General features: G+C 39.9%; 23 protein-coding genes. 18 read left to right on the plus strand and 5 right to left on the minus strand.

Annotation, left to right across the window (positions count from 1 at the left end):
• Nucleotides 1-5 precede the first annotated feature (5 nt).
• From HC733_RS10725 to HC733_RS10735, 3 genes are all read left to right on the plus strand, one after another.
• Nucleotides 6-2,249, plus strand: a complete 2,244-nt coding sequence (locus HC733_RS10725; protein WP_190365041.1) for an NAD(P)-binding protein — start codon at nt 6-8, stop codon at nt 2,247-2,249.
• A 99-nt stretch (nt 2,250-2,348) separates the two neighbouring features.
• Entirely contained in the window at nt 2,349-4,589 is a 2,241-nt protein-coding gene (locus tag HC733_RS10730; RefSeq protein WP_190365042.1) for a TonB-dependent receptor, read from the plus strand.
• 72 nt (nt 4,590-4,661) lie between these two features.
• Nucleotides 4,662-7,355, plus strand: coding sequence for an ATP-binding protein (locus HC733_RS10735; RefSeq protein WP_190365043.1), 2,694 nt, complete (start codon nt 4,662-4,664; stop codon nt 7,353-7,355).
• On the opposite strand, the gene HC733_RS10740 is transcribed toward HC733_RS10735, so the two are convergent.
• Entirely contained in the window at nt 7,318-8,127 is an 810-nt protein-coding gene (locus HC733_RS10740) for a substrate-binding periplasmic protein (RefSeq protein ID WP_190365044.1), read from the minus strand. The genes HC733_RS10735 and HC733_RS10740 overlap by 38 nt on opposite strands.
• A 191-nt stretch (nt 8,128-8,318) precedes the next feature.
• Here HC733_RS10740 and HC733_RS10745 point away from each other — a divergent pair, with 191 nt between their 5' ends.
• Nucleotides 8,319-9,212, plus strand: a complete 894-nt coding sequence (locus tag HC733_RS10745) for a DMT family transporter (protein WP_190365045.1) — start codon at nt 8,319-8,321, stop codon at nt 9,210-9,212.
• 52 nt (nt 9,213-9,264) lie between these two features.
• Here the strand turns inward: HC733_RS10745 and HC733_RS10750 are convergent, their stop codons facing one another.
• Nucleotides 9,265-10,248, minus strand: a complete 984-nt coding sequence (locus tag HC733_RS10750; RefSeq protein ID WP_190365102.1) for a 2-hydroxyacid dehydrogenase — start codon at nt 10,246-10,248, stop codon at nt 9,265-9,267.
• Nucleotides 10,214-10,729, minus strand: a complete 516-nt coding sequence (locus HC733_RS10755; protein WP_190365046.1) for a glutathione peroxidase — start codon at nt 10,727-10,729, stop codon at nt 10,214-10,216. The genes HC733_RS10750 and HC733_RS10755 overlap by 35 nt, the downstream gene beginning before the upstream one ends.
• 139 nt (nt 10,730-10,868) lie before the next feature.
• Here HC733_RS10755 and HC733_RS10760 point away from each other — a divergent pair, with 139 nt between their 5' ends.
• A complete protein-coding gene (locus HC733_RS10760) occupies nt 10,869-11,753 on the plus strand; it encodes an NAD(P)-dependent oxidoreductase (RefSeq protein WP_190365047.1) in 885 nt (294 codons plus the stop codon).
• 48 nt (nt 11,754-11,801) lie between these two features.
• On the opposite strand, the gene sbcB is transcribed toward HC733_RS10760, so the two are convergent.
• Nucleotides 11,802-13,268, minus strand: coding sequence for an exodeoxyribonuclease I (sbcB, locus tag HC733_RS10765; RefSeq protein ID WP_190365048.1), 1,467 nt, complete (start codon nt 13,266-13,268; stop codon nt 11,802-11,804).
• Between the two features lie 124 nt (nt 13,269-13,392).
• On the opposite strand from sbcB, the gene HC733_RS10770 reads away from it, so the two are divergent.
• The 9 genes from HC733_RS10770 to HC733_RS10810 all read left to right on the plus strand — a co-directional run bounded on the left by HC733_RS10770 (nt 13,393) and on the right by HC733_RS10810 (nt 17,259).
• Entirely contained in the window at nt 13,393-14,607 is a 1,215-nt protein-coding gene (locus HC733_RS10770; protein ID WP_190365049.1) for a tyrosine-type recombinase/integrase, read from the plus strand.
• A gap of 94 nt (nt 14,608-14,701) precedes the next feature.
• Nucleotides 14,702-14,845, plus strand: coding sequence for a hypothetical protein (locus HC733_RS10775; RefSeq protein ID WP_190365050.1), 144 nt, complete (start codon nt 14,702-14,704; stop codon nt 14,843-14,845).
• A gap of 68 nt (nt 14,846-14,913) precedes the next feature.
• Nucleotides 14,914-15,066, plus strand: a complete 153-nt coding sequence (locus HC733_RS10780) for a hypothetical protein (RefSeq protein ID WP_190365051.1) — start codon at nt 14,914-14,916, stop codon at nt 15,064-15,066.
• A gap of 4 nt (nt 15,067-15,070) precedes the next feature.
• Nucleotides 15,071-15,226: a hypothetical protein gene (locus HC733_RS10785; RefSeq protein WP_190365052.1), complete on the plus strand. Its 156-nt coding sequence runs from the start codon at nt 15,071-15,073 to the stop codon at nt 15,224-15,226.
• A gap of 266 nt (nt 15,227-15,492) precedes the next feature.
• Nucleotides 15,493-15,666, plus strand: a complete 174-nt coding sequence (locus HC733_RS10790) for a hypothetical protein (protein ID WP_190365053.1) — start codon at nt 15,493-15,495, stop codon at nt 15,664-15,666.
• Nucleotides 15,667-15,700: 34 nt separating this feature from the next.
• Nucleotides 15,701-15,865, plus strand: coding sequence for a hypothetical protein (locus HC733_RS10795; protein WP_190365054.1), 165 nt, complete (start codon nt 15,701-15,703; stop codon nt 15,863-15,865).
• 286 nt (nt 15,866-16,151) lie between these two features.
• Entirely contained in the window at nt 16,152-16,313 is a 162-nt protein-coding gene (locus HC733_RS10800; protein WP_190365055.1) for a hypothetical protein, read from the plus strand.
• Nucleotides 16,314-16,334: 21 nt separating this feature from the next.
• Nucleotides 16,335-16,898: a hypothetical protein gene (locus HC733_RS10805; protein ID WP_190365056.1), complete on the plus strand. Its 564-nt coding sequence runs from the start codon at nt 16,335-16,337 to the stop codon at nt 16,896-16,898.
• A gap of 40 nt (nt 16,899-16,938) precedes the next feature.
• Nucleotides 16,939-17,259, plus strand: a complete 321-nt coding sequence (locus tag HC733_RS10810; protein ID WP_190365057.1) for a hypothetical protein — start codon at nt 16,939-16,941, stop codon at nt 17,257-17,259.
• A 43-nt stretch (nt 17,260-17,302) separates the two neighbouring features.
• On the opposite strand, the gene HC733_RS10815 is transcribed toward HC733_RS10810, so the two are convergent.
• Nucleotides 17,303-17,767 (minus strand): helix-turn-helix domain-containing protein, encoded by a 465-nt coding sequence (locus HC733_RS10815; RefSeq protein WP_190365058.1) that lies wholly within the window; start codon nt 17,765-17,767, stop codon nt 17,303-17,305.
• Between the two features lie 190 nt (nt 17,768-17,957).
• Here HC733_RS10815 and HC733_RS10820 point away from each other — a divergent pair, with 190 nt between their 5' ends.
• Genes HC733_RS10820 through HC733_RS10835 form a run of 4 tightly spaced genes read left to right on the plus strand, consistent with a single transcriptional unit; the run spans nt 17,958 to nt 19,538 of the window.
• Entirely contained in the window at nt 17,958-18,233 is a 276-nt protein-coding gene (locus tag HC733_RS10820; protein ID WP_190365059.1) for a helix-turn-helix transcriptional regulator, read from the plus strand.
• A complete protein-coding gene (locus HC733_RS10825; protein ID WP_190365060.1) occupies nt 18,230-18,523 on the plus strand; it encodes a helix-turn-helix transcriptional regulator in 294 nt (97 codons plus the stop codon). Before HC733_RS10820 ends, HC733_RS10825 begins: the two co-directional genes overlap by 4 nt.
• Nucleotides 18,524-18,534: 11 nt before the next feature.
• Nucleotides 18,535-18,939, plus strand: a complete 405-nt coding sequence (locus HC733_RS10830; RefSeq protein WP_190365061.1) for a hypothetical protein — start codon at nt 18,535-18,537, stop codon at nt 18,937-18,939.
• 8 nt (nt 18,940-18,947) lie between these two features.
• Complete coding sequence (locus tag HC733_RS10835; RefSeq protein WP_190365062.1) at nt 18,948-19,538, plus strand: SAM-dependent methyltransferase; 591 nt, start codon at nt 18,948-18,950, stop codon at nt 19,536-19,538.
• The last annotated feature ends 21 nt before the right edge of the window (nt 19,539-19,559 follow it).

Consider the following 19,559-nt stretch of genomic DNA (forward strand, 5'->3'; position numbering starts at 1 on the left):
TAATCATGAGTCGAGAAAAAATCGCGATACTCGGAGGCGGAGTATCGGCTATGACAGCTGCTGTATATTTAACAGAGCAAGAAAATTGGCAGCAAAAATATGATATTACTGTTTATCAGCTCGGTTGGCGGCTTGGCGGCAAGGGGGCTAGTGGTCGAAACGCACAAATGGGCGAGCGTATTGAAGAGCATGGCTTGCATGTTTGGTTTGGTGCCTATGTTAATTCATTTAGAGCCATAGAAAATGTATATAACAAGCTCAACCGACCAAGTGATATGCCACTAAGCACATGGCAAGAAGCGTTTAAACCGCACAGTTTTGTAGTGCTTCAAGAATACATCGACAATGAGTGGCAAACATGGCCAATTGACTTTCCTGTTTTAGAGGGAAATCCCGCTGACGGCACTTTAGACTTGCACTTTTGGCAGTTAATAGAAATGACAGTGGCGTGGCTGAGAAAGTTCATCGGTACTTTGGAAGAGGAAGTATCTTTACACCACAAGAAAACCAAACTGCAAACAACCAAACGCCGAGATAGGAGCCTACTACAACACTTAGCAAACCAAGTTCGTCAAGCCTTCGATGACGTAGAAGATGAGGTAGAAGACTTTTTCCAAAGTGCCCATGACGATCTTAGAGAAATCTGGTCAACCCCTTCCATTCTCTCTCAACAGTTACAGAGATTGGTCAATCTAAGAGCGACAGATAAAGACTTAAGTAATTCAAAAGATAGATTAGTCGTTTGGTATCTGGTGCGTAAATTGAAGCGATGGCTAAATAGTGAAGCGATAGAGCTATTGGACGATAACCCAAATATTCGCCGAGCATATGTGTGTGCCGATTTGGGCATTGCGGTGTTAATTGGTCTTATCAAAGATAAAGTTTTTTCCAAAGGTTTTGGCTCAATTAACAACATAGATTTTAAAGCATGGCTAGCAAAAAATGGCGCGAATGAGCAATACACGGTTGAGTCAGCCCCCGTTCGAGGATTTTATGATCTCGTATTTGGCTATGTTGATGGCAATTTTGAAAAGGGTGATGTAGAGGCTGGGGTTGCGACACTTGCCATGTTGCGTCTGATGCTTTGCTATCGTGGTGGCGTTATGTGGAAAATGCAAGCCGGTATGGGAGATGTGATTTTTGCGCCGATTTACGAGTTATTGCAAAGCCGTGGCGTGAAGTTTGAGTTTTTCAATCAGGTGGATGCATTACTTCCAGGTACTGATCAACAAGGTAATCACGTTGTAGAGCAGATTAATATAACGGAGCAAGTTACTTTGGTTGATGAGTCTTATCAACCATTTGTGTTTGTTAAAGGGCTACCATGTTGGCCAGACAAGCCATTATTAGAGCAAGTTATTCCCGAACAGGCGCAGCTGATTGAGCAACACGACATTAATTTGGAATCATTTTGGTCTGACTGGCCAAGTGTATATCAAACTGCCTTTGGAGAACCGTTGCCAACCAAAACGTTGCGCAGAGGTGAGGACTTTGACAAGGTTATATTTGGTATTTCAGTAGCATCTTTACCTCATTTATGTCCCAAATTATTGCAACTCGATAGCAAGTTAAATGACCAAGCTACCAAAGTGAAAACGGTAGCGACGCAAGCGTTTCAAGTTTGGTTGAATAAAACCGATGAACAACTTGGATTTAATTACTCTCCACCAAGCGAAGAAAGACCGATTTTAAGTGGCTTTTCTCAGCCGTTTGACACTTGGGCAGCAATGTCTAACTTGATAGACAAAGAAGATTGGCCAAGTAATGGGCCAGACAACATTGCGTATTTTTGTAGTGCATTTGGTTGCGATAGCTATCCACCTCAAAGCCATCATGACTTTCCTATTGAACAAACAGCTAAAGTCAAAGTGAATGCGCTTAATAAATTAAGAACACAAATGCAGCCTTTGTGGCCCAGTGCTTATAGCCAACAACAATTTGATTGGTCAGTATTATACGCGCCTGCAGGCCATATAGGTGAGCAGCGCTTTGACAGCCAATACTGGCGCGTAAATGTTGACCCAAGCGAGCGTTATGTTTTGTCTGTAACAGGAAGTAGTCAGTACAGATTGTCCACTGACGGTTCTATTTTTGCCAATTTATATCTTACAGGTGATTGGATCCAAACTGGTGTGAATGCTGGTTGCGTTGAAGCTGCTGTAATGGCGGGTATGCAAACATCACGAGCTTTGTGTGGAATACCGTCACAAATTAGCGGCGAAGATGGCTTTGAACCTGATGGGGCATAAGAAATAATGGATATACCTCTCATAATTTTGGTGGAGGATCTGTTAATGAACTATACTTTTTGCCACTAACCTAATGAAATGTAATAAAAGAGTAAGGATATGAAACAATCTCTCTCGCTAAGCCTTGTCTGTGTTGCTGTTTGCGGGGCTTTGCTAAAGCCTTGTTTGGCATTAGACGAACAATCTATCGAAGTCATTGAAGTCTATGCGCAAAAAAGAGTTCAGTCACTGGATGAGGTCAGTATTGCGATTACACCAATAAAAGGAGAGGACATTCGCCACTTCGGTGTTAAAGATACCACTGAGTTAGGTAGTTTTGTAACTAACATGAAGGTGAGCCAAAACGCGGCGGAGGGCACACCACCTGCGATCAATATCCGAGGCGTTGGCCTACTTGACTATAACACTGCAAATACATCACCCGTTGCCATGTATGTTGATGGTGTTTCAGTGGGATCTGCAAATAATCAATTGGTTAATTTTTTTGATATTGAGCAAGTCGAGGTGCTAAAGGGGCCTCAGGGCACATTATTTGGCCGAAATAGTACCGGAGGTGCAGTACTTATTCGTTCAAAGCGCCCTGATTCAGGAAGCTATGGCGAAATTGAAGTTGGCATCGGCACCGATGAATGGTCAAAGGTACAGGGCTTCTATAACGCCAGCTTGAACGACGAGTCTGCGCTTAGGTTTGCCGTAAATCATGTAAAGTACGATTATACATCTTACAATTTACACCCAACAGCCCCTGAAGCGGGCATGGAGCAATCCGATCTTAGGTTCAGCTATTTGGCTCAATGGGATAAACTGAGTGTTTACCTCAAAGCAAATTACAGCCACTGGAACGGTATTGTTCAGCCTGTAGGAAACATTGGTGTGATTGACCCTCAAACGCGTTTAAAATGCTCACCTGAACAAGCAAATCAAGGGAAGTGCACAGATTTACTTGGTTTTAATGATGGCAGTGATGATTTTTGGGCGGTAAATGTTAACAATAATTCGCCACACCATAGTATTGGCAAAGGGTGGACAGCAGAGGTCGAATATCAACTTACTGATAAGTCGCACCTATTATGGATTAACTCGTTCAGCCGCTTAGATAGAGAACATGCTTTTAACTGTGACGGGTCGCCAGCTCGCACGTGTGAGGGGAATTTGGGGCTAAAAGCTGAACTATTGAGTAACGAAGTTAGGTATCAAAGTGATTATGAGAATGGTTACCTCACATCAGGTATTTTTCAATTGCAAGAACGTCTCTATCAGGACAACTACAACGACATTCTACGAGACTTGAGAGGCACACCTAATGGTGCAAACTCAGCGACGTTTTTTTATGGCAATGAAATCCGTAATAGTGTAATAGCATTGTTTGCACAGTACGAGTGGCAGTGGCGCACAGATACTACGCTTACCTTTGGTCTAAGATATAGCGATGAATCTGTAGATTATGACTCCATTTCGCGACTCAATGTTGTACTGGATCCCACTAACCTCGATGGTGCGGTGATCCCTTTTTATCACGTTAAGGGAAACAATGATGATAGTAGTTGGTCTGGTCGGTTTGCCATTAACCATAATATAGATAAAAACAAGTTACTCTATTACAGCTTTGCCAATGGTACTAAAAGTGGTGGATATAATGGCGGTTATTTATCAAGCCCAGAGCAAGCAAAGGAAGCAGACTACGGGACTGAGCACCTAAATGCACACGAAATCGGTGCAAAACTAACTTTCCCTGACAACTCAATAAGGTTTAACTCTGCGATCTTTTACTATGATTACAAAGATCAGCAGGTGTTTATGAATCAACCATCTGTAATCCCCGGTGCTGTACCTTTGCAACTTCTAAAGAATGTGGGCGCATCAAAAATATATGGAGCTGAGGCTGATGTTTATTATGACATTAATAAACAATTAAATATTCAAATCGGTTTAGGTTATTTACCTCATGCCGAATTTGAGGAGTTTGTAGACCCTGCAGGCGTGTCGTTAACAGACAATCGTCTTCCATTTACATCAAAATTAAATGCTAACGCGCAGGTTAGTTATACCGTTTCATTGGATAATGTTGGTGAGCTTAGTACCACATTGGGTGTTGATTACCAGTCTGAATACTATTTTGACCAACTTGAAAGTGGTTACGCGAAACAAGATGGTTATGCGCTATGGCGGTTTAATACGCGTTTAGATGTTGGACAGTGGCAGACTAATCTTTGGGCAAAAAACCTGTTTGATAAAGAATACAGCAACTTAAAGTTCGACTTAAGCGGCTTTTTGGGTATGCTTGAAGACTTTAAAGGAGAAGGTCGAAGAGTCGGTCTTGATGTGCGTTATCGGTTTTAGTGATAAAGGGTAGATGGATGAAAGTGTAGCAGTGTTCATGGGAGTATGAGCACAAAAATATCAAGGCATTATATGCGTTTAATGATACGACAACTGATCATAATTTTAGGGTTGATGTTTTCAAGCCTCAGTCATGCTGATGTTTTTGAGTACTCATTGGACAAGCAAGGTGTTAACTTACATGACCATGCACAGCTACTTATTTCATCTGAAAACACTCGTTTCCCAACAAGTTATCAATCGGTTGAGCTGTGGGCAAAACAGCTCAAACCTTTGCCCTCCAGAGCGCTCTTTTCAGGTCGCTATTGGTTAGTGACGCAAATCACCAACAAATCTAGTCTTGAGAAGTTAGTTCTATACCCTTATAACACAGTAGTAGACAGGATTGAGAGCAGAATATACAGCGATAAAGGTGACGTTCAACGCTATTTCTCAGGAGGGAAAAATCCCAACGAATTCGCATTTCATTATGGCAACACAATAGAGCTAAAACCTAACACCACCTACTACTTAGTGACCTCCTTTGAGAGTGAGTTTTTCTACACCCCAACCAAGTTAGTAATTAAACCCGTAAAAGATTTTAATGAGCTGGTTATTAAAGAAAACTTATTGATGACGCTTTGTTTCAGCGTTGGCATCATATTAGGGTTGTACAACTTACTCATTTATATCGGCTCAAAAGATGCAACACATTTATACTTTGCCCTATTTGCCGGTGTATGGGTGTTTAGTTGGAGTCACTTTTTCCATATCTCTGACCAATTGTTTGGTTTTTACTCTGCTCACTTACACTGGCTGGGTTTTTCTCTAGCTCCAATTACAAACATACTATTCTACAATAATTTACTGAAACTTAAGGATAAGCACCCTAATTTGTCGGTGACCTCAATTTGGCTAGGTACTATCTCTGCGCTTGGATTGCCATTTTGTATACTATTTCCGGGTTTCGGCTTTTTATGGGCCACAGTGATGACTGGTAGTGCACTGTGTCTTGGGATGTATATTGGCTTTTTGCGTGTACTTGATGGATTTCAGCCTGCTCGATATTTTGTATTGGCTTACATTGCCATGATGGTGCCCAATATGATTGGGAATTTAACCAATCTAGGAATACTCCCAGCCTCCACACTAAACCTTTACTTGCTAGGCCTTGTCGGAACCGCACTTGATGCATTATTACTCGCATTTGCAGTTGCTGATAAATTCCGCCTTACCAATGAAGAAAATATCGAGCTTAACAAAAATCTGGAAACCAAAGTGCTTAAACGCACTTATGAGCTAGAGCAGTTGGCTTCTCAACTAAGAGATGCAAGTGAGTCAAAGAGTCGATTTTTAGCGAATATGAGTCATGAAATAAGAACACCGATGACCTCAATTATTGGTTATGCGGATGGCATTATTCTTGGCGATATTACTCCACAAGAGCGCAATCATGCTATTAACGTGATTTTACAAAACTCAAGACACGTATTAGGTCTTATTAACGATATTTTAGACATGTCAAAAATAGAGGCTAACCGACTTGAAATTGAATTGATGGAGTCAGATTTGTTCAAGTCTATAGCGCATGTTGAGTCATTATTGGGTAAGCAGATAAGAGATAAAGGCCTTGAGTTTGATTTGAAATATCATTTTCCATTGCCCGATTACATCATTATCGACCCAACGCGTTTGCGACAAATTTTGCTTAATTTAACATCAAACGCGTTAAAGTTTACTTCTGTGGGTAAAATAACCATAGATGTTTCTTGCTCAGAAGATGTGTTAAGTATTTCGGTTACTGATACCGGTATAGGGATGACATCAACGGAGCAAAAAGAGCTATTTAGTGCTTTTTATCAAGCAGATTCATCGACATCGCGCAAATACGGTGGCACTGGCTTAGGTTTAAATATCTCGAAAAGTCTAGCCAATAAGCTCAATGGTGATATATCGGTTGAGAGTGAAGTTGGTTCGGGCACTGTGTTTACGTTAACGTTAGGGCTTTTTACAACTGAAAATACTCGGTGGGTTAAGAGTTTAGATGAAGTTACACAGAGTAAGCCAATTAAAGAGCCTGCGACTGAAAAAGTAAATACACAGCTCAAAGGTGATATTCTACTGGCGGAGGACCATGGCGACAACAGTAAACTTATTCAACGGATATTAGAGCGTATGGGCTTGAATGTCACGGCCGTGGAAAACGGGCAACAAGCAGTGCAAGCAGTGTTAGATAACGAATACGATCTGATATTGATGGATATTCAGATGCCGGTTATGGACGGCGAGCAAGCTTTGACATTTATTCAGGCAACAGGCTGTTCAGCTCCCATTTTGGCGTTAACTGCAAACACCATGCAGCATGAAATAGACAGATATTTAAAGCTTGGTTTTACGGATCACCTCGCAAAGCCAATTGATAGAGCTGAGTTTAGTAAGAAAATTAGTCATTATCTTAATATTTCAATTGTGGATGAAATAGACATTCCCAATGAAGAGTTTGATTTGCTTAAAAACAAATATATTTCTGGGTTGTATGAGCAAAAAGTTCAGATCCAAAATCAAATGAAATACCATGACTTAGAGGGGTTGGGGAAATCTATACATGCCATTAAGGGAACCGCAGGCATGTTTGAGTGCTTCGAAATACAGAACATTGCATCAAAAGTAGATACTATGCTCAAAGAGCATTGTTCTGAAGATGAACTCACGCCACACATTAAAGAGTTAGTGGCGGTAATGGAGCAAACTATCGCAAGTTCACGTCAAACGAAAGTGACGAGTTAATAGACGCCATTTGATTATTTACAAAGTTGGCAACAAGCCGGTCTATTTTAGGTTGTAAAGATTCAATTGCACTATCAACTTTGTTTAATATTTCCTTGTTAGCTTGACTTTTTCGAATGAGGAAATGAACTTGATTGTCATGAACAACATATGGCCAAGGTTTTATATTTTGATATCCCTTGGTTTTCATCATGTAAAGACCAGTAATTAAATCGTCAACGATAAAGTCTACCCGTTTTTTAACGAGCATTTCAGCACGTCGCTCAGCACTAGAAATTTGTACCAGTTGGCTTTGGTAGGGCTTAATCGTTGCAAGTTCAGTTAGCTCTTTCCCATAAAATGATCCTATGCTCAAGCCTATGGTTTTCCCCTCATCAAGTAAGTTATTCAAACTCGAAATTGGCCGAGGTTCTAAATAACTAAATAGGCGCATCTTTTCGTTTCGATAAGGGCGAGAAAAGTAGCCATATTTAGCTCGCTCTTCTGTGTAGCTAACCATGACTGCGACATCAACATCGCCCTTTTCCATTTGTTCTAAGGCTCTCGCACTTGATGGTAAACGCACATGAACAACGCATACATTGATCGAGTGGAACACCATTTTGGCAATTTCAATATCCAAACCTTGTGCTTCATCATCACGGAAATATGTAAGAGGGGGCCAATCGCCAACCAGTCCTAACTTAACAGATTGTTTGCACTGTTCAACGGCAATGCAATTTGTCGTGAGGATTAATAAAGGTAATACCAATACTGTCGTAAAAATGCGCAAATTGGCTATCTCCTATTTATAATCTATTAAATTTAGTCGAATTTTTTGAAAAGTGGCGAAATAATTCAGTAATCGATACTTAAGTTTTTGTTTGTCAAACTTAGCATTCTTTTGTCTATTTATATTTCTATTTCTATTTCTATTTCAAAAGCATCATTACATAATTGCCAAAAAAATAACAAGTGAGAGATATGCAGTTAGGAATTGGAGAAATTGCCGCTTTAGCGGCCGCGCTTGTTTGGGCAAGCTCTACGTTACTTTATAAACGTTTTAGTCACAGCTTGTCGCCACTCGAACTGAATGTGAACAAAGGTTTATTGGCTGCTGGTATGATGCTATTTGCCATAATAGTGACTCAAGATTGGCAAGCGCCAAGCTATATACACAGTTGGTATTGGTTGATTGCCAGTGGTGTTATTGGGATTGCGATTGGCGACAGCGCTTATTTTGCGGCACTACGAAACATTGGTCCTGCGAGAACCCTAATCATAGAGTCATTTGCACCTGCTATTGCGGGCATTCTTAATATAGTTATGCTCGGAAGCTATTTATCGTGGCAGGCTTGGTTTGGTATTTTTATTACGATAGTGGGAGTTTTAATTGCACTTAAGCCAAAGCAAATCTTGCCCGATTTAGAGCGCAGTATTTATGTTAAAGGTATTTTGTTTGCATTACTTGCGGCATTTTGCCAAGCCGCAGGGATGGTGATGTCAAAAGGTGCAATGAATACTGAGCAAAATAGTAGTCTGTGGGCGGCCTTAATTAGGTTATTGAGTGGTACATTCAGTGTGGCCGTTTTGGTATTTTTTGTTAAAGAACATAGCTTAGTAAAAGCGGTGAGCATCCATAAAATAGATGGTAAGGGGTGGTTATTGGCTGCAATATTTTTTGGTACATTTATTGGGTTGTGGTTGCAGCTACTTTCTGTAAAACACACCGATCCTGCTATTGCACAAACCATTTTTGCAACAGCGCCGTTAATGGTAATGACCATTGGATTTATTAAAAAAGAACCCGTCACTGCAAATATGCTTTTAGGTGGCTTGTTAGCGCTAGTTGGGGTTGGAGTGCTGCTATTAGGTTGAGTATGAAGTCAATGCATGGGATAAGCTGAGTTACTCCCATACATTGAAATGACTATACGACCTGATTTGTCAGATCTACTTGAGCGTCTAACACTTGTTGTAGGTTATAAAGTGTTACGTTGGCTATTTGTTCTAGGGCTTCTTGGGTAAAAAAGCCTTGGTGGCCTGTGATCAAAACATTAGGAAAACTCACCAAACGCATAAACACGTCATCTTGAATAATTTCGTCGCTACGATTTTTGAAAAATAGCTCTGACTCTTGCTCATATACGTCTAAGCCCAGATAACCAAGGGTTCTATTTTTGAGCGCGCGAATACATGCTTTTGTATCAATCAATGCGCCGCGGCTCGTGTTGATAAGCATCACACCAGGTTTCATTTTGGCAAATGCATCATCATTAATCATGTGGTGAGTGGTTTCACTTAATGGGCAATTTAGGCTAATGATATCACTTTGTTCAAGTAGCATATCAAAGGAGCTCAAAGTGTATGAACCTTCGCCAACATTTGGGTCGTACACCAACACATTTGCACCAAAGCCATTTAGAATTGAAATAAGCGCTTGACCTATTTTGCCTGCGCCAACAACACCCACTGTTTTGTTATGCAGGTTAAAACCCAGCAAACCATTAAGGTCGAAATTATCTTCGCGTACACGGTTATAGGCTTTGTGGGTTTTACGGCTTAATGTAAGCATTAAAGCAATACAATGCTCAGCAACGGCCTCAGGACTATATGCTGGCACGCGCATTACTTTAATTCCTAAAGCGTTGGCAGCTTTGGTGTCAACATTGTTAAAGCCTGCACAACGTAACGCAACAGCTTGAATACCGTATTCAGCAAGCTCAGCTAGTACAGCGCCATTTAATGTGTCGTTAACAAAAGCACATACCGCATCAAATCCTTGGCACAGTGCAACCGTTTGTTCATTTAATGATTCAGTAAAATAATGTAATTCAATGTGAGGATGACTGCTTAATGCCTTAGAAAAAAATGGCTTTTCATAATTTTGCGAACTGAATAGGGCTACTTTCATCATTTAATTGACTCTCAATGACAGGTTTTAATGTGTCTGGTTTGGTCCTTGGTGCGTACCTAGAAACCAGCTCTCCCTGTGAGTTTACTAAAAACTTGGTAAAGTTCCATTTAATTGCACGGTTTTGTGCAATTCCTCTAGTATTAGATTTTAAATAATTAAATAAAGGGTGAGCATCAGGACCATTTACCTGAACTTTATCACATACAATAAAGCTCAAGCCAAAGTGACTTTTATAAAATTCGTTTAGCATAGCACCTTCAAGTGGCTCATTGCGGCCAAACTGATTGCAAGGAAATGCTAAAATCTCAAAACCATAGTTTTTATATTGTCGGTACAATTTTTCCAGCGCACTCAGTTGGGGCGCAAAGCTGCACTTGCTGGCAATATTAACGATAAGTACCGTTTTACCTTCAAGTTGCTTCAGTGCGAGCGTTTCGCCATTAATTAGTTTTACACTGTAGCGATGTATTGATTCCATAGCGCTCAGACTCCTTGCTCGCTAATTCTAGTATTAAGTTCTTTCATAAGTTATTTATAGCTTTTCATTTGCTATACCCAGTTTAGTTGGGTATAAAAACTCCATTCTCGATACCATAACAGCGAAATAGGACAGAATTATGTCAATGAAAGTTGCATTCATAGGACTTGGGGTAATGGGCTACCCAATGGCTGGGCATTTAGCCAACGCAGGTCATCAGGTTTGCGTATATAACCGCACCGTAGAAAAGGCGCAAAAATGGGCCAGTGAACATCAAAGCAGCTATGCAAATACGCCAGCAGAGGCTGCTAAAGAAGCTGATATTGTATTTATGTGCGTAGGTAATGATGATGACTTACGTTCAGTCGTTTATGGTGAAACTGGTGTACTTGCCGGTATGCGTGAAGGCACAATTTTAGTCGATCACACAACAACATCAGCAAAAGTAGCCATTGAAGTGGCCAATAAAGCTGCTCAAAACAGTATCGCGTTTTTAGATGCGCCAGTATCTGGTGGTCAAGCGGGTGCCGAAAATGGTGTGCTGACGGTAATGGTTGGTGGTGAGCAGTCGGTTTTCGAGCGTGTTCAAGGTGTTATGGCAGCGTACAGCAAGTTTTCTCAGTTGCTTGGTAAAGTCGGTAGCGGGCAAACATGTAAAATGGTGAATCAGATCTGTATAGCTGGCGTGGTTCAAGGTTTGGCCGAAGGCTTACATTTTGCCAAACAAGCGGGTTTAGATGGTGAAAAGGTGATTGAAACCATCTCTAAAGGCGCTGCGGGTTCATGGCAAATGGAAAACCGTTATAAAACGATGCTTGCGGGCGAATATGAATTTGGCTTTGCGGTTGATTGGATGCGCAAAGACTTAGGTATTGCCCTTGATGAAGCGCGCAGCAATGGCGCGTCTATTCCTTTAACAGCGATGGTTGACCAATACTATGCAGACGTACAAGCGCTTGGTGGAGGCCGCTTAGACACCTCAAGTTTATTGGCGCGTTTGGACGCTATTCACGACAAAAAGTAGCAAATAAATAACAATGCCGAACCTTAGTTCGGCATTGTTATGCGAAAGCTATAAGCTCTGTGCGTAGTGATACAGGGCTTTTAAAATACTCAGGTTCTTTTCATTACCCTCGTTTTCATGCACTAAATTTTCAAGTGTTAACATAAAGTCTTCGGCACGAATAGATGGGCTATCTTCGCCGTGCATCAGTTTGTTTTGGCAATATTTACGCCACACATCAAGCTCATGAGGGCTCAGTGTTTGTGGCCAATTGCGAGCGCGATAACGGAACAGCATGGTTGAAAATTTCGCATCTTCAAACTCTAAGTTGAGTGTACCAAGCGCTTGAGGTTGTGCTTGGCGAATAATCGCAAACTTTGCCTTATCCGCTTTACTGGTAAAACCGTTATACAATTGATAATCAGGATTAGTGGTGGTGCTAAAGTCACCTTGCTCGTTAAACACCTGCGCAACCTTATCTCTAAGCTCTGGGTGCGCTTTAAGTACTTTAAGATGCTCTAAGCATTGTGCTCTATCAATCCCTAAGCGTGCCGCGTTTTCGGGCAATAGCGTTTTAGCGGGCGCCAAAATAGGGCACTTATTAACATGTACCAACTTCAAGCCGAGCGGCTGTTCATGTTCAGCTAAATCTGCATGTTTAGTGTATAAACGCTCGCGCAGTTGCTCAACCGACAAATCTATTAACACTTGCGGGTTGTGCGTTAGGCTAAAGCACACCACGGCATTTTTGTTTACCGGATGAAAGCTCATTGGCGCAACCCAAGTGGTACAGCCTTGGCTTGCAGGAATGCGCGATGAGGTGTGAACTAGCGGTTGCATATTGTACACATCAACCATATCCAGCAGCGCTTTTTTGTGGCGCAAGCCAAAGAAGAATTGATACAGCTTAGGCTGTTTTTCTTTGATGAGCTTTGCCAATGCTATGGTTGCTGTTACATCACTCAAAGCATCATGCGCGGCGCTGTGCTCAATGCCATTGGCAACGGTTAGATGCTCAAGTTTAAAGCTCGGCGTACCGTCTTCTTTTAACGGCCACTCAATACCCTCTGGGCGCAGTGCATAACAGGCGCGAACCAAATCAATAATATCCCAGCGGCTATTGCCATTTTGCCATTCACGCTCATATGGGTCGTAAAAGTTACGATATAAGCTATAGCGCGTTACTTCGTCATCAAAACGAATGCTGTTATAACCTGCAACACAGGTATCTGGGCGACTAAATTCTGCATGAATTTTGGCCATAAACTCGGCTTCGTTTAAACCATGTTTAAGGGCATGTTGCGGGGTGATCCCAGTGATCAAGCACGCTTCTGGGTGTGGCAAATAATCTGGGGCGGGTTTGCAGTACTCAATTAAAGGTTCGCTGATAATGTTTAAATCAAGGTCGGTACGAATACCAGCAAACTGGCTTGGGCGGTCTTTTTGTGGCGATGCCCCCCAAGTTTCGAAGTCGTGCCAATAGATTGTTTGTGTTGCGCTGCTTTTTTTTTGTGTCTCTGAAAGTGTGCTATTCATATATAAATCAAGCTTTTATGTTATTTTTTTGTCTCTTGCTGCTTTCTGTTGTTTGTTGCAATCTCTAGCAAGTGTGTATATAAGTGTGTATATAGAATTTTAAATTGTGTATATAGCTGTAACCATGTCTTTGTCAGATGCAAAACTGCGAAACCTCATAAACAAAAAGAACGACCCACTAATACTATCACATCGTGACGGCTTAAGGGTAAGGCGTAATGTAAATGGCTCTGTGGTTTGGCAATACAGGTGTAGGTATTTAGGTAAGCAACAAATCATCACGCTTGGGCATTACCCAAACATCGGAATTAAAGAAGCTCAGGACCACGCATATATTCTCAAAGGGTGGATTGCTGCGGGTGAAGACCCGAGGGTGAAATACAAAGAATACCAACGAGGTACTAAAGAAGAGCCAACTGCAGCGCAGATAGCAAAAGATTGGCTAGACAAAAACATTGATAGCTACAAAGAAAAAACCCAAACGCTCTATACAAACCAAGTGCATAAATGGATATTACCCTATTTAAACGAAAAGCCAGCATGTGATATGACCCCGCTTGATTGGCATAAGTATTTTGATTTTGTTGCACAAGAGGGCTCGTTAAAAACTACACCAATTATTTTAATTCGTTTAAAAACGGCATTTAGATGGGCGGCAGTGCGTGGTGAGTTGCCAAATAATAATAGCCTGTTTAATTTGCAAACTAAGCATGTGGGTAAGCCAGCAGCGCAAGGTCAACGCTTTTTGCAGTTTAATGAAATAGCATTGCTTTGGCGTCAAATAGAAAGCAGCAAAGCAACGCCCGTAGCAAAAGCTTGCTTACAGATGATATTTATAACGGGGGCAAGGCAGTCTGAAGTGCGTTTAATGAAATGGGAGCACTTAGACTTTAAAAATAATATTTGGACAGTTCCCCCTGAAAACTCTAAAACAAACGCAGCAATTAGACGCCCGATCACAAAAAAGATGCATGAAATGCTCAATGCATTAAAGTTTATTTACGGCAACCGTGGTTTTGTTTTTCCCGGTAGTAAACGAGAAAACGCAATCACAACACATGCAATAAATCGGTTTTGTGCGCGAATGTGGAACCATTTAAACGTAGATTATCAAATGGTTAAATTTATACCCCACGACGCGCGGCGCTCAATAAGTACACTATTGAGTGAGCTTGAAGTACCGCCACACATCACTGAAAAAATGTTAGGGCATAAAATGCGTGGCGTAATGGCCGTATATAACAAACATGATTACATCAAAGATCAGGCAAAGGCGTACGAACTCTATTGGCAGCAAATAGAAGATGCGATAAATAAAATTGATGAGCGACCTGTATAAATCAACAGATTGTTACAGGTTGTTATGATGGTTAGTATTTTGTTGCTGGTTGGTTGGATTAAAAGATAACCAACGCATGAATGGATTTTTGAATATGAATAAATTTATGAAGTTAAAATCAAAAAAACTAAAGCACTTATCTTATAAAGATTTGTTGCAAGTTAAAGGTGGAACAGGTGGCGGAGGCGGAACCATAGTCCCAACTCAACCGCTTGCTACAAATGTAAAAGTATCATAGGAGGTATGGGCTAGTTTACTGATAAGCCATACCAAGTAACTAAAATAAGCATAAAAGAATTACTGAATATGAATAAATTTATGAAGTTAAAATCAAAAAAACTAAAGCAATTATCTAATAGAGATTTGTTGCAAGTTAAAGGTGGAACAGGTGGTGGAGGGGATTCTTCTATTCCTACACAAATTAACTCAGTAGACAAGCAAATTAAGCTACGAGAATAAATTTATGAATAAGAAAATAGCACTTCAGAAGAAACATTTAAAAAGTCTTTCAAGTAAAAACTTGGCTCTGGTAAAGGCTGGAAATGGTGGCGGTTCAGGTGCAGTTGAACCACCACAGGTACAGGCTGCGCCTCTATATCTAACTGGCAAGGTGTCTTAATTTGGTTTGTGTGCTTAATGTTCTTTGGAGCGACGCTGCCTTAGACGATATTACCTAACTTTATCTGCTATTCAGTTGATGATTATTAAATTATCATTTATTTGTGCTGAATAATAAACGCTGTTTATTTATACAGCCTTTCTGTTCTTGGCACTATGTTTAGGCTACAATGAGAACTTAATGTTTCGACTGCCTACTTAATGAGTTAACATTTTGGCAACAATTAGTGCTAAGGGATATAAAAAATAGGCAATGGAATAATTAATATGAATAAATTAATAGCGCTAAAAGTAAAGAAAAAACAGCTTAAGAAATTAAGAATAGAGTCTTGGAACCTAGTCCAAGGTGGAGGCAGCGGCGGCGGCACCACAGAAGAGCCGCCAAAAGTAATGGCAGCAGGAATTGTTTATACGGTTGCACCTTATACGTTTAGTGGGTGACCGTGTTTTTTGTTCTTACACATTAAGGAAAAGTATGAGTGAGATCATTTTCATTGCAGATTGGGCTATTAAAGCGCTTCAGCTATTAGTTGTTGGCTTCTTACTTTATAAGTTTAAAGAGAACAGACTAAATTTGCTTTTTGGGGGTAAAAAATCTCTGAAAAACATAGATGATCATGAACTTCAAAAGGCAGTATAGGCTAATTACAGCAAAGATAGCCATCTTTTTACTGTTAAGCTATACCAAAGAATTAAGTTTATATTTGTAATTCCTAGACAAAGAATCACTCCAAAATTATTCAACTTTAGCTTATCATTGTTTTGCACTGAATAATAAATGCTGGTTATTTATACAGTTAAACTTGTCGTTAGTGCTTTATTTGCGCTACAATCAAGCGCACAGTTGCCTTAAAATGTGAAATATTTTAACATAAGGGTAACAAGTGCTAACGGAATATATAAACACGCAAATATGGAATTGTTTTATGAATAAGAAAATAGCACTTCAGAAGAAACGTTTAAAAAGTCTTTCAAGTAAAAACTTGGCTCTGGTAAAGGCTGGAAATGGTGGCGGTTCGGATGCGGGTGAGCCACCACAAGTGCAACGTGTGCCTCAATATCCAATTGTAGAAAGCTTTACTGGATAGGGTGTGACTCTAAGGATTAGCATGAATGATATTTATTTTAGCATTGGCTGGGTCATCAAAGGATTGGAACTATTAGTTGTTTTCTACTTACTTTATGTGTTTAGCTATCATCGCTGGTCCTTATTCTTTGGTGGTAAGAACTCCTTAAAAACAGAAAAGGATCATGAACTTCATTCGTGCTTTATTTCAGCGTTTTGTGTTCTGGTTTTTCACTTTGTTGGGGTTGAATTAGCAAAACAAGTGCTTTTAATTGACACAGAAAAGCTAAAGCTAAGGCAGTTCTTTTACTTCACGAATATTGCATCATCAGCAAGTTTTGCATGTGTACTCTATTTTTTACATTTAATTAGAGGGTGTAAATTTTCTAGTGTGGCTATTAATTGTTTGTATATAACTTTAATAATGATGTCTCTGCAAATAATGCAGCTTATTGCCAGGGGCATATTAGACTATGATGGCCTGTCAGTAATATACAAAGCGGGTGTAATCATGTGTAATGTAACTAGCTTATTAGTTGTTACATCATACCCAGTCAAACAATTTATGCAGTTACGCAAAAACTCAAAAGGAATAGTGGGGAAATAAATTGGAAATTTTAGCCTTAAGTATCATTACATGGGTTTTAATGGTAGGGATTATTGTATCAGCCATCACTAAAAGCGTAGATAAACGCAATTTTGAGAACATGATAGAAAAGCTTTTAGATGCTGTGATTGTGAATGACTTTAAAAGTAATAATGAAAGCGACTGTGATAACATATCCTCACACAACATAGTGCATGCTATCGGCTCTGCAATTGTTGAGAGTTCAGCCGATAAGATGGCGCAATATGATCTTGTTGATAAGCAAATGAAACGCGCTGTTGAATACTACAAAAACAGTAAAAATACGCCCGTGAAAATTACAGAATACAAACAGCCTATGCTGCAAGTTGTTAAAAAATAAGGCAAAATATGCTGCCTTATTTTTCAACATAGAGCAGTGTGCTTTATTCATTAATCGTTTTTTCGCTACCTGCATTGTCTTTCATAGGCATGTGAAATAGAGGGGCAACTTCTTTAAATATGTACTTTCCACACACATCAAAATCCATTTTCTCTGTATTAAAAGTTACCCAGCCAAAATAACCAAAGTTCATTAGACATTTGACAACAGTTTCAATAAATACTTTTTCAACATTAGCAACAGACGGCACAGGCGTTGGGCTATTACTGTCTGGTGATATTTGTCCATAAGAAGGATTTGTGCTGTCATTCAGAAGCCATAAAGTGTATTTATTGAAATCTTTGTAGCCTAAGATTTTTTGAACAACAGATACACCCACTTCATTCGCGCCTGTTTCATAACGCTTATAAGATGCTAATGGTACATCAATCTCAGCTGAAAACTTCTGCTGACTCAAACCTGTTGATTTTCTGATAAGTCTCAATTTTTCACTAATATCACTTGACATGGTATCAAATACTCACCTAATATAATTGTCATTGGTGTCACATTTGATATGTTTTAGCGTAATCAATATCAAATGGTGAACATCTGATCCTAGATGGCTGATTTGCAACTAGAATTAGGGTTTAAATATATAACTAATGCTAGCACATGTAAGAGCTATTTAAATACCAATTATAGAAAAAGGTGAATATATGGACACTAGCACTAGATTGAATATAAATGGTCAAGCAATTGGTGATGAAGAAAGATTACTTTCAGCAAAGGAAGTTTCCATAGAGGTGGGGTTTTCACGGCCACTAGTATACAAGAAAATGGCGAATTGCAACTTTCCTCCTTGCCACAGGATATCAGAGGGCCGTGTCGCTTGGCTTGAATCAGATATAAAAATATATAGATCTATGAGCCAAGAGAGCTTTGACCATATCTATAGGTCAAGACTAATTGAACAGCAGGAGCAAGCAGCATGATTTCATCAGAACACATTAGCACTTTGCAAATTCAAGACGATGCCAAAGCACTTTTATTCACTTTACTACATGAGAACCTAGAACTGCGCCAAAAGCTTGAAGAGTCAGAAGACAGGCTTTTGAGTACAAACGAAGCTATGCAGCTTTTAGGGTGTGGCCGAAATAAGTTTTGGAAATTGTCGAAACTTGAGGGGTTCCCAAAAGCCATTCAATTTGGAAAAGCCAATCATTACAAGCAGACAGAGTTACGCGCTTTTAGAAGTCAATATATTAATGAGCTATCTAACTAGGAGTGTTAATCATGGCTAATGCAAAATCAATTGAGTTACAACATGAACCCCAGTTATCTGTTCACCATAACCATATACCAAAAGGGCTGTTAGAAATTCGTCAAATGCGTGGTAAACCTAAAAACACACCTGAATATGTTTGGAACAATTTATTATCAATTAAAGAGCGCTCTCTACTTTGCTATGTCGCAAAATTGGGTCGGTTTGATTCAGATAAAAACTGGTGCGATTTTACAATAGACGAAGCTCACGAGTTGCGAAATGCTCTAATGTTCATAAACGGAACAGTGCTTAGTTTTATTGATGCTAATGCACTGACGCCCGAAAAATGGTTTCAAGGTGCTAAACCAAATGAGCCTAAGTACCAAGAGGGTAGCGTTGTATCTATTACCCCTATTCAACAGCAAATTGATTAGGTGGCGTGATGAGTTCAACAGCACGAGTATCGGATAGAAACGACGATGATTATTACGTTACCCCAACGTGGTTAATTGAGCAATTTCTACATGCAATTGACCCATTTGGCACACCAGTTAGACCAATTATGATTGGTAATCGTATTTTAGACCCCAGTGCGGGTGGTTGTGAAAAGTACGAAATGAGCTACCCCAAAGCACTTGCTAAGTTCGGCAAAAAAGTGGACACATGGGACATTCGCGCAGATAGCAGAGCCCAGCATTGTGAAGTTGATTTCTTGCAAACAAGAGGAGAAGGATATTATCAAACGGTTATTACTAACCCTCCGTTTTCAATAGCTCAAGAGTTTGTATATAAAGCGTTAGAGCATGTTTGTAGCGATGGTTATGTGATTATGTTGCAACGTTTAAATTGGTTAGGAACAAAAAAGCGTTTATCAATGTGGACAGAATTACCACTAGACAGTGTTTTTGTTCACCATAAACGACCAGGTTTTAACCCCGAAAAGCCAAACAAAACAGACTCAATTGAATATGCACATTTTGTATTTAGTAAAAGCAAAAGACGCTGCGTACACCCTAATTTATTTGTTATCTAAAATTACCCACTAAGGACTAAA

Origin of the sequence: Pseudoalteromonas sp. S16_S37 (assembly GCF_014694405.1) — a bacterium.
In the GTDB taxonomy this organism is placed as follows: Bacteria; Pseudomonadota; Gammaproteobacteria; order Enterobacterales; family Alteromonadaceae; genus Pseudoalteromonas.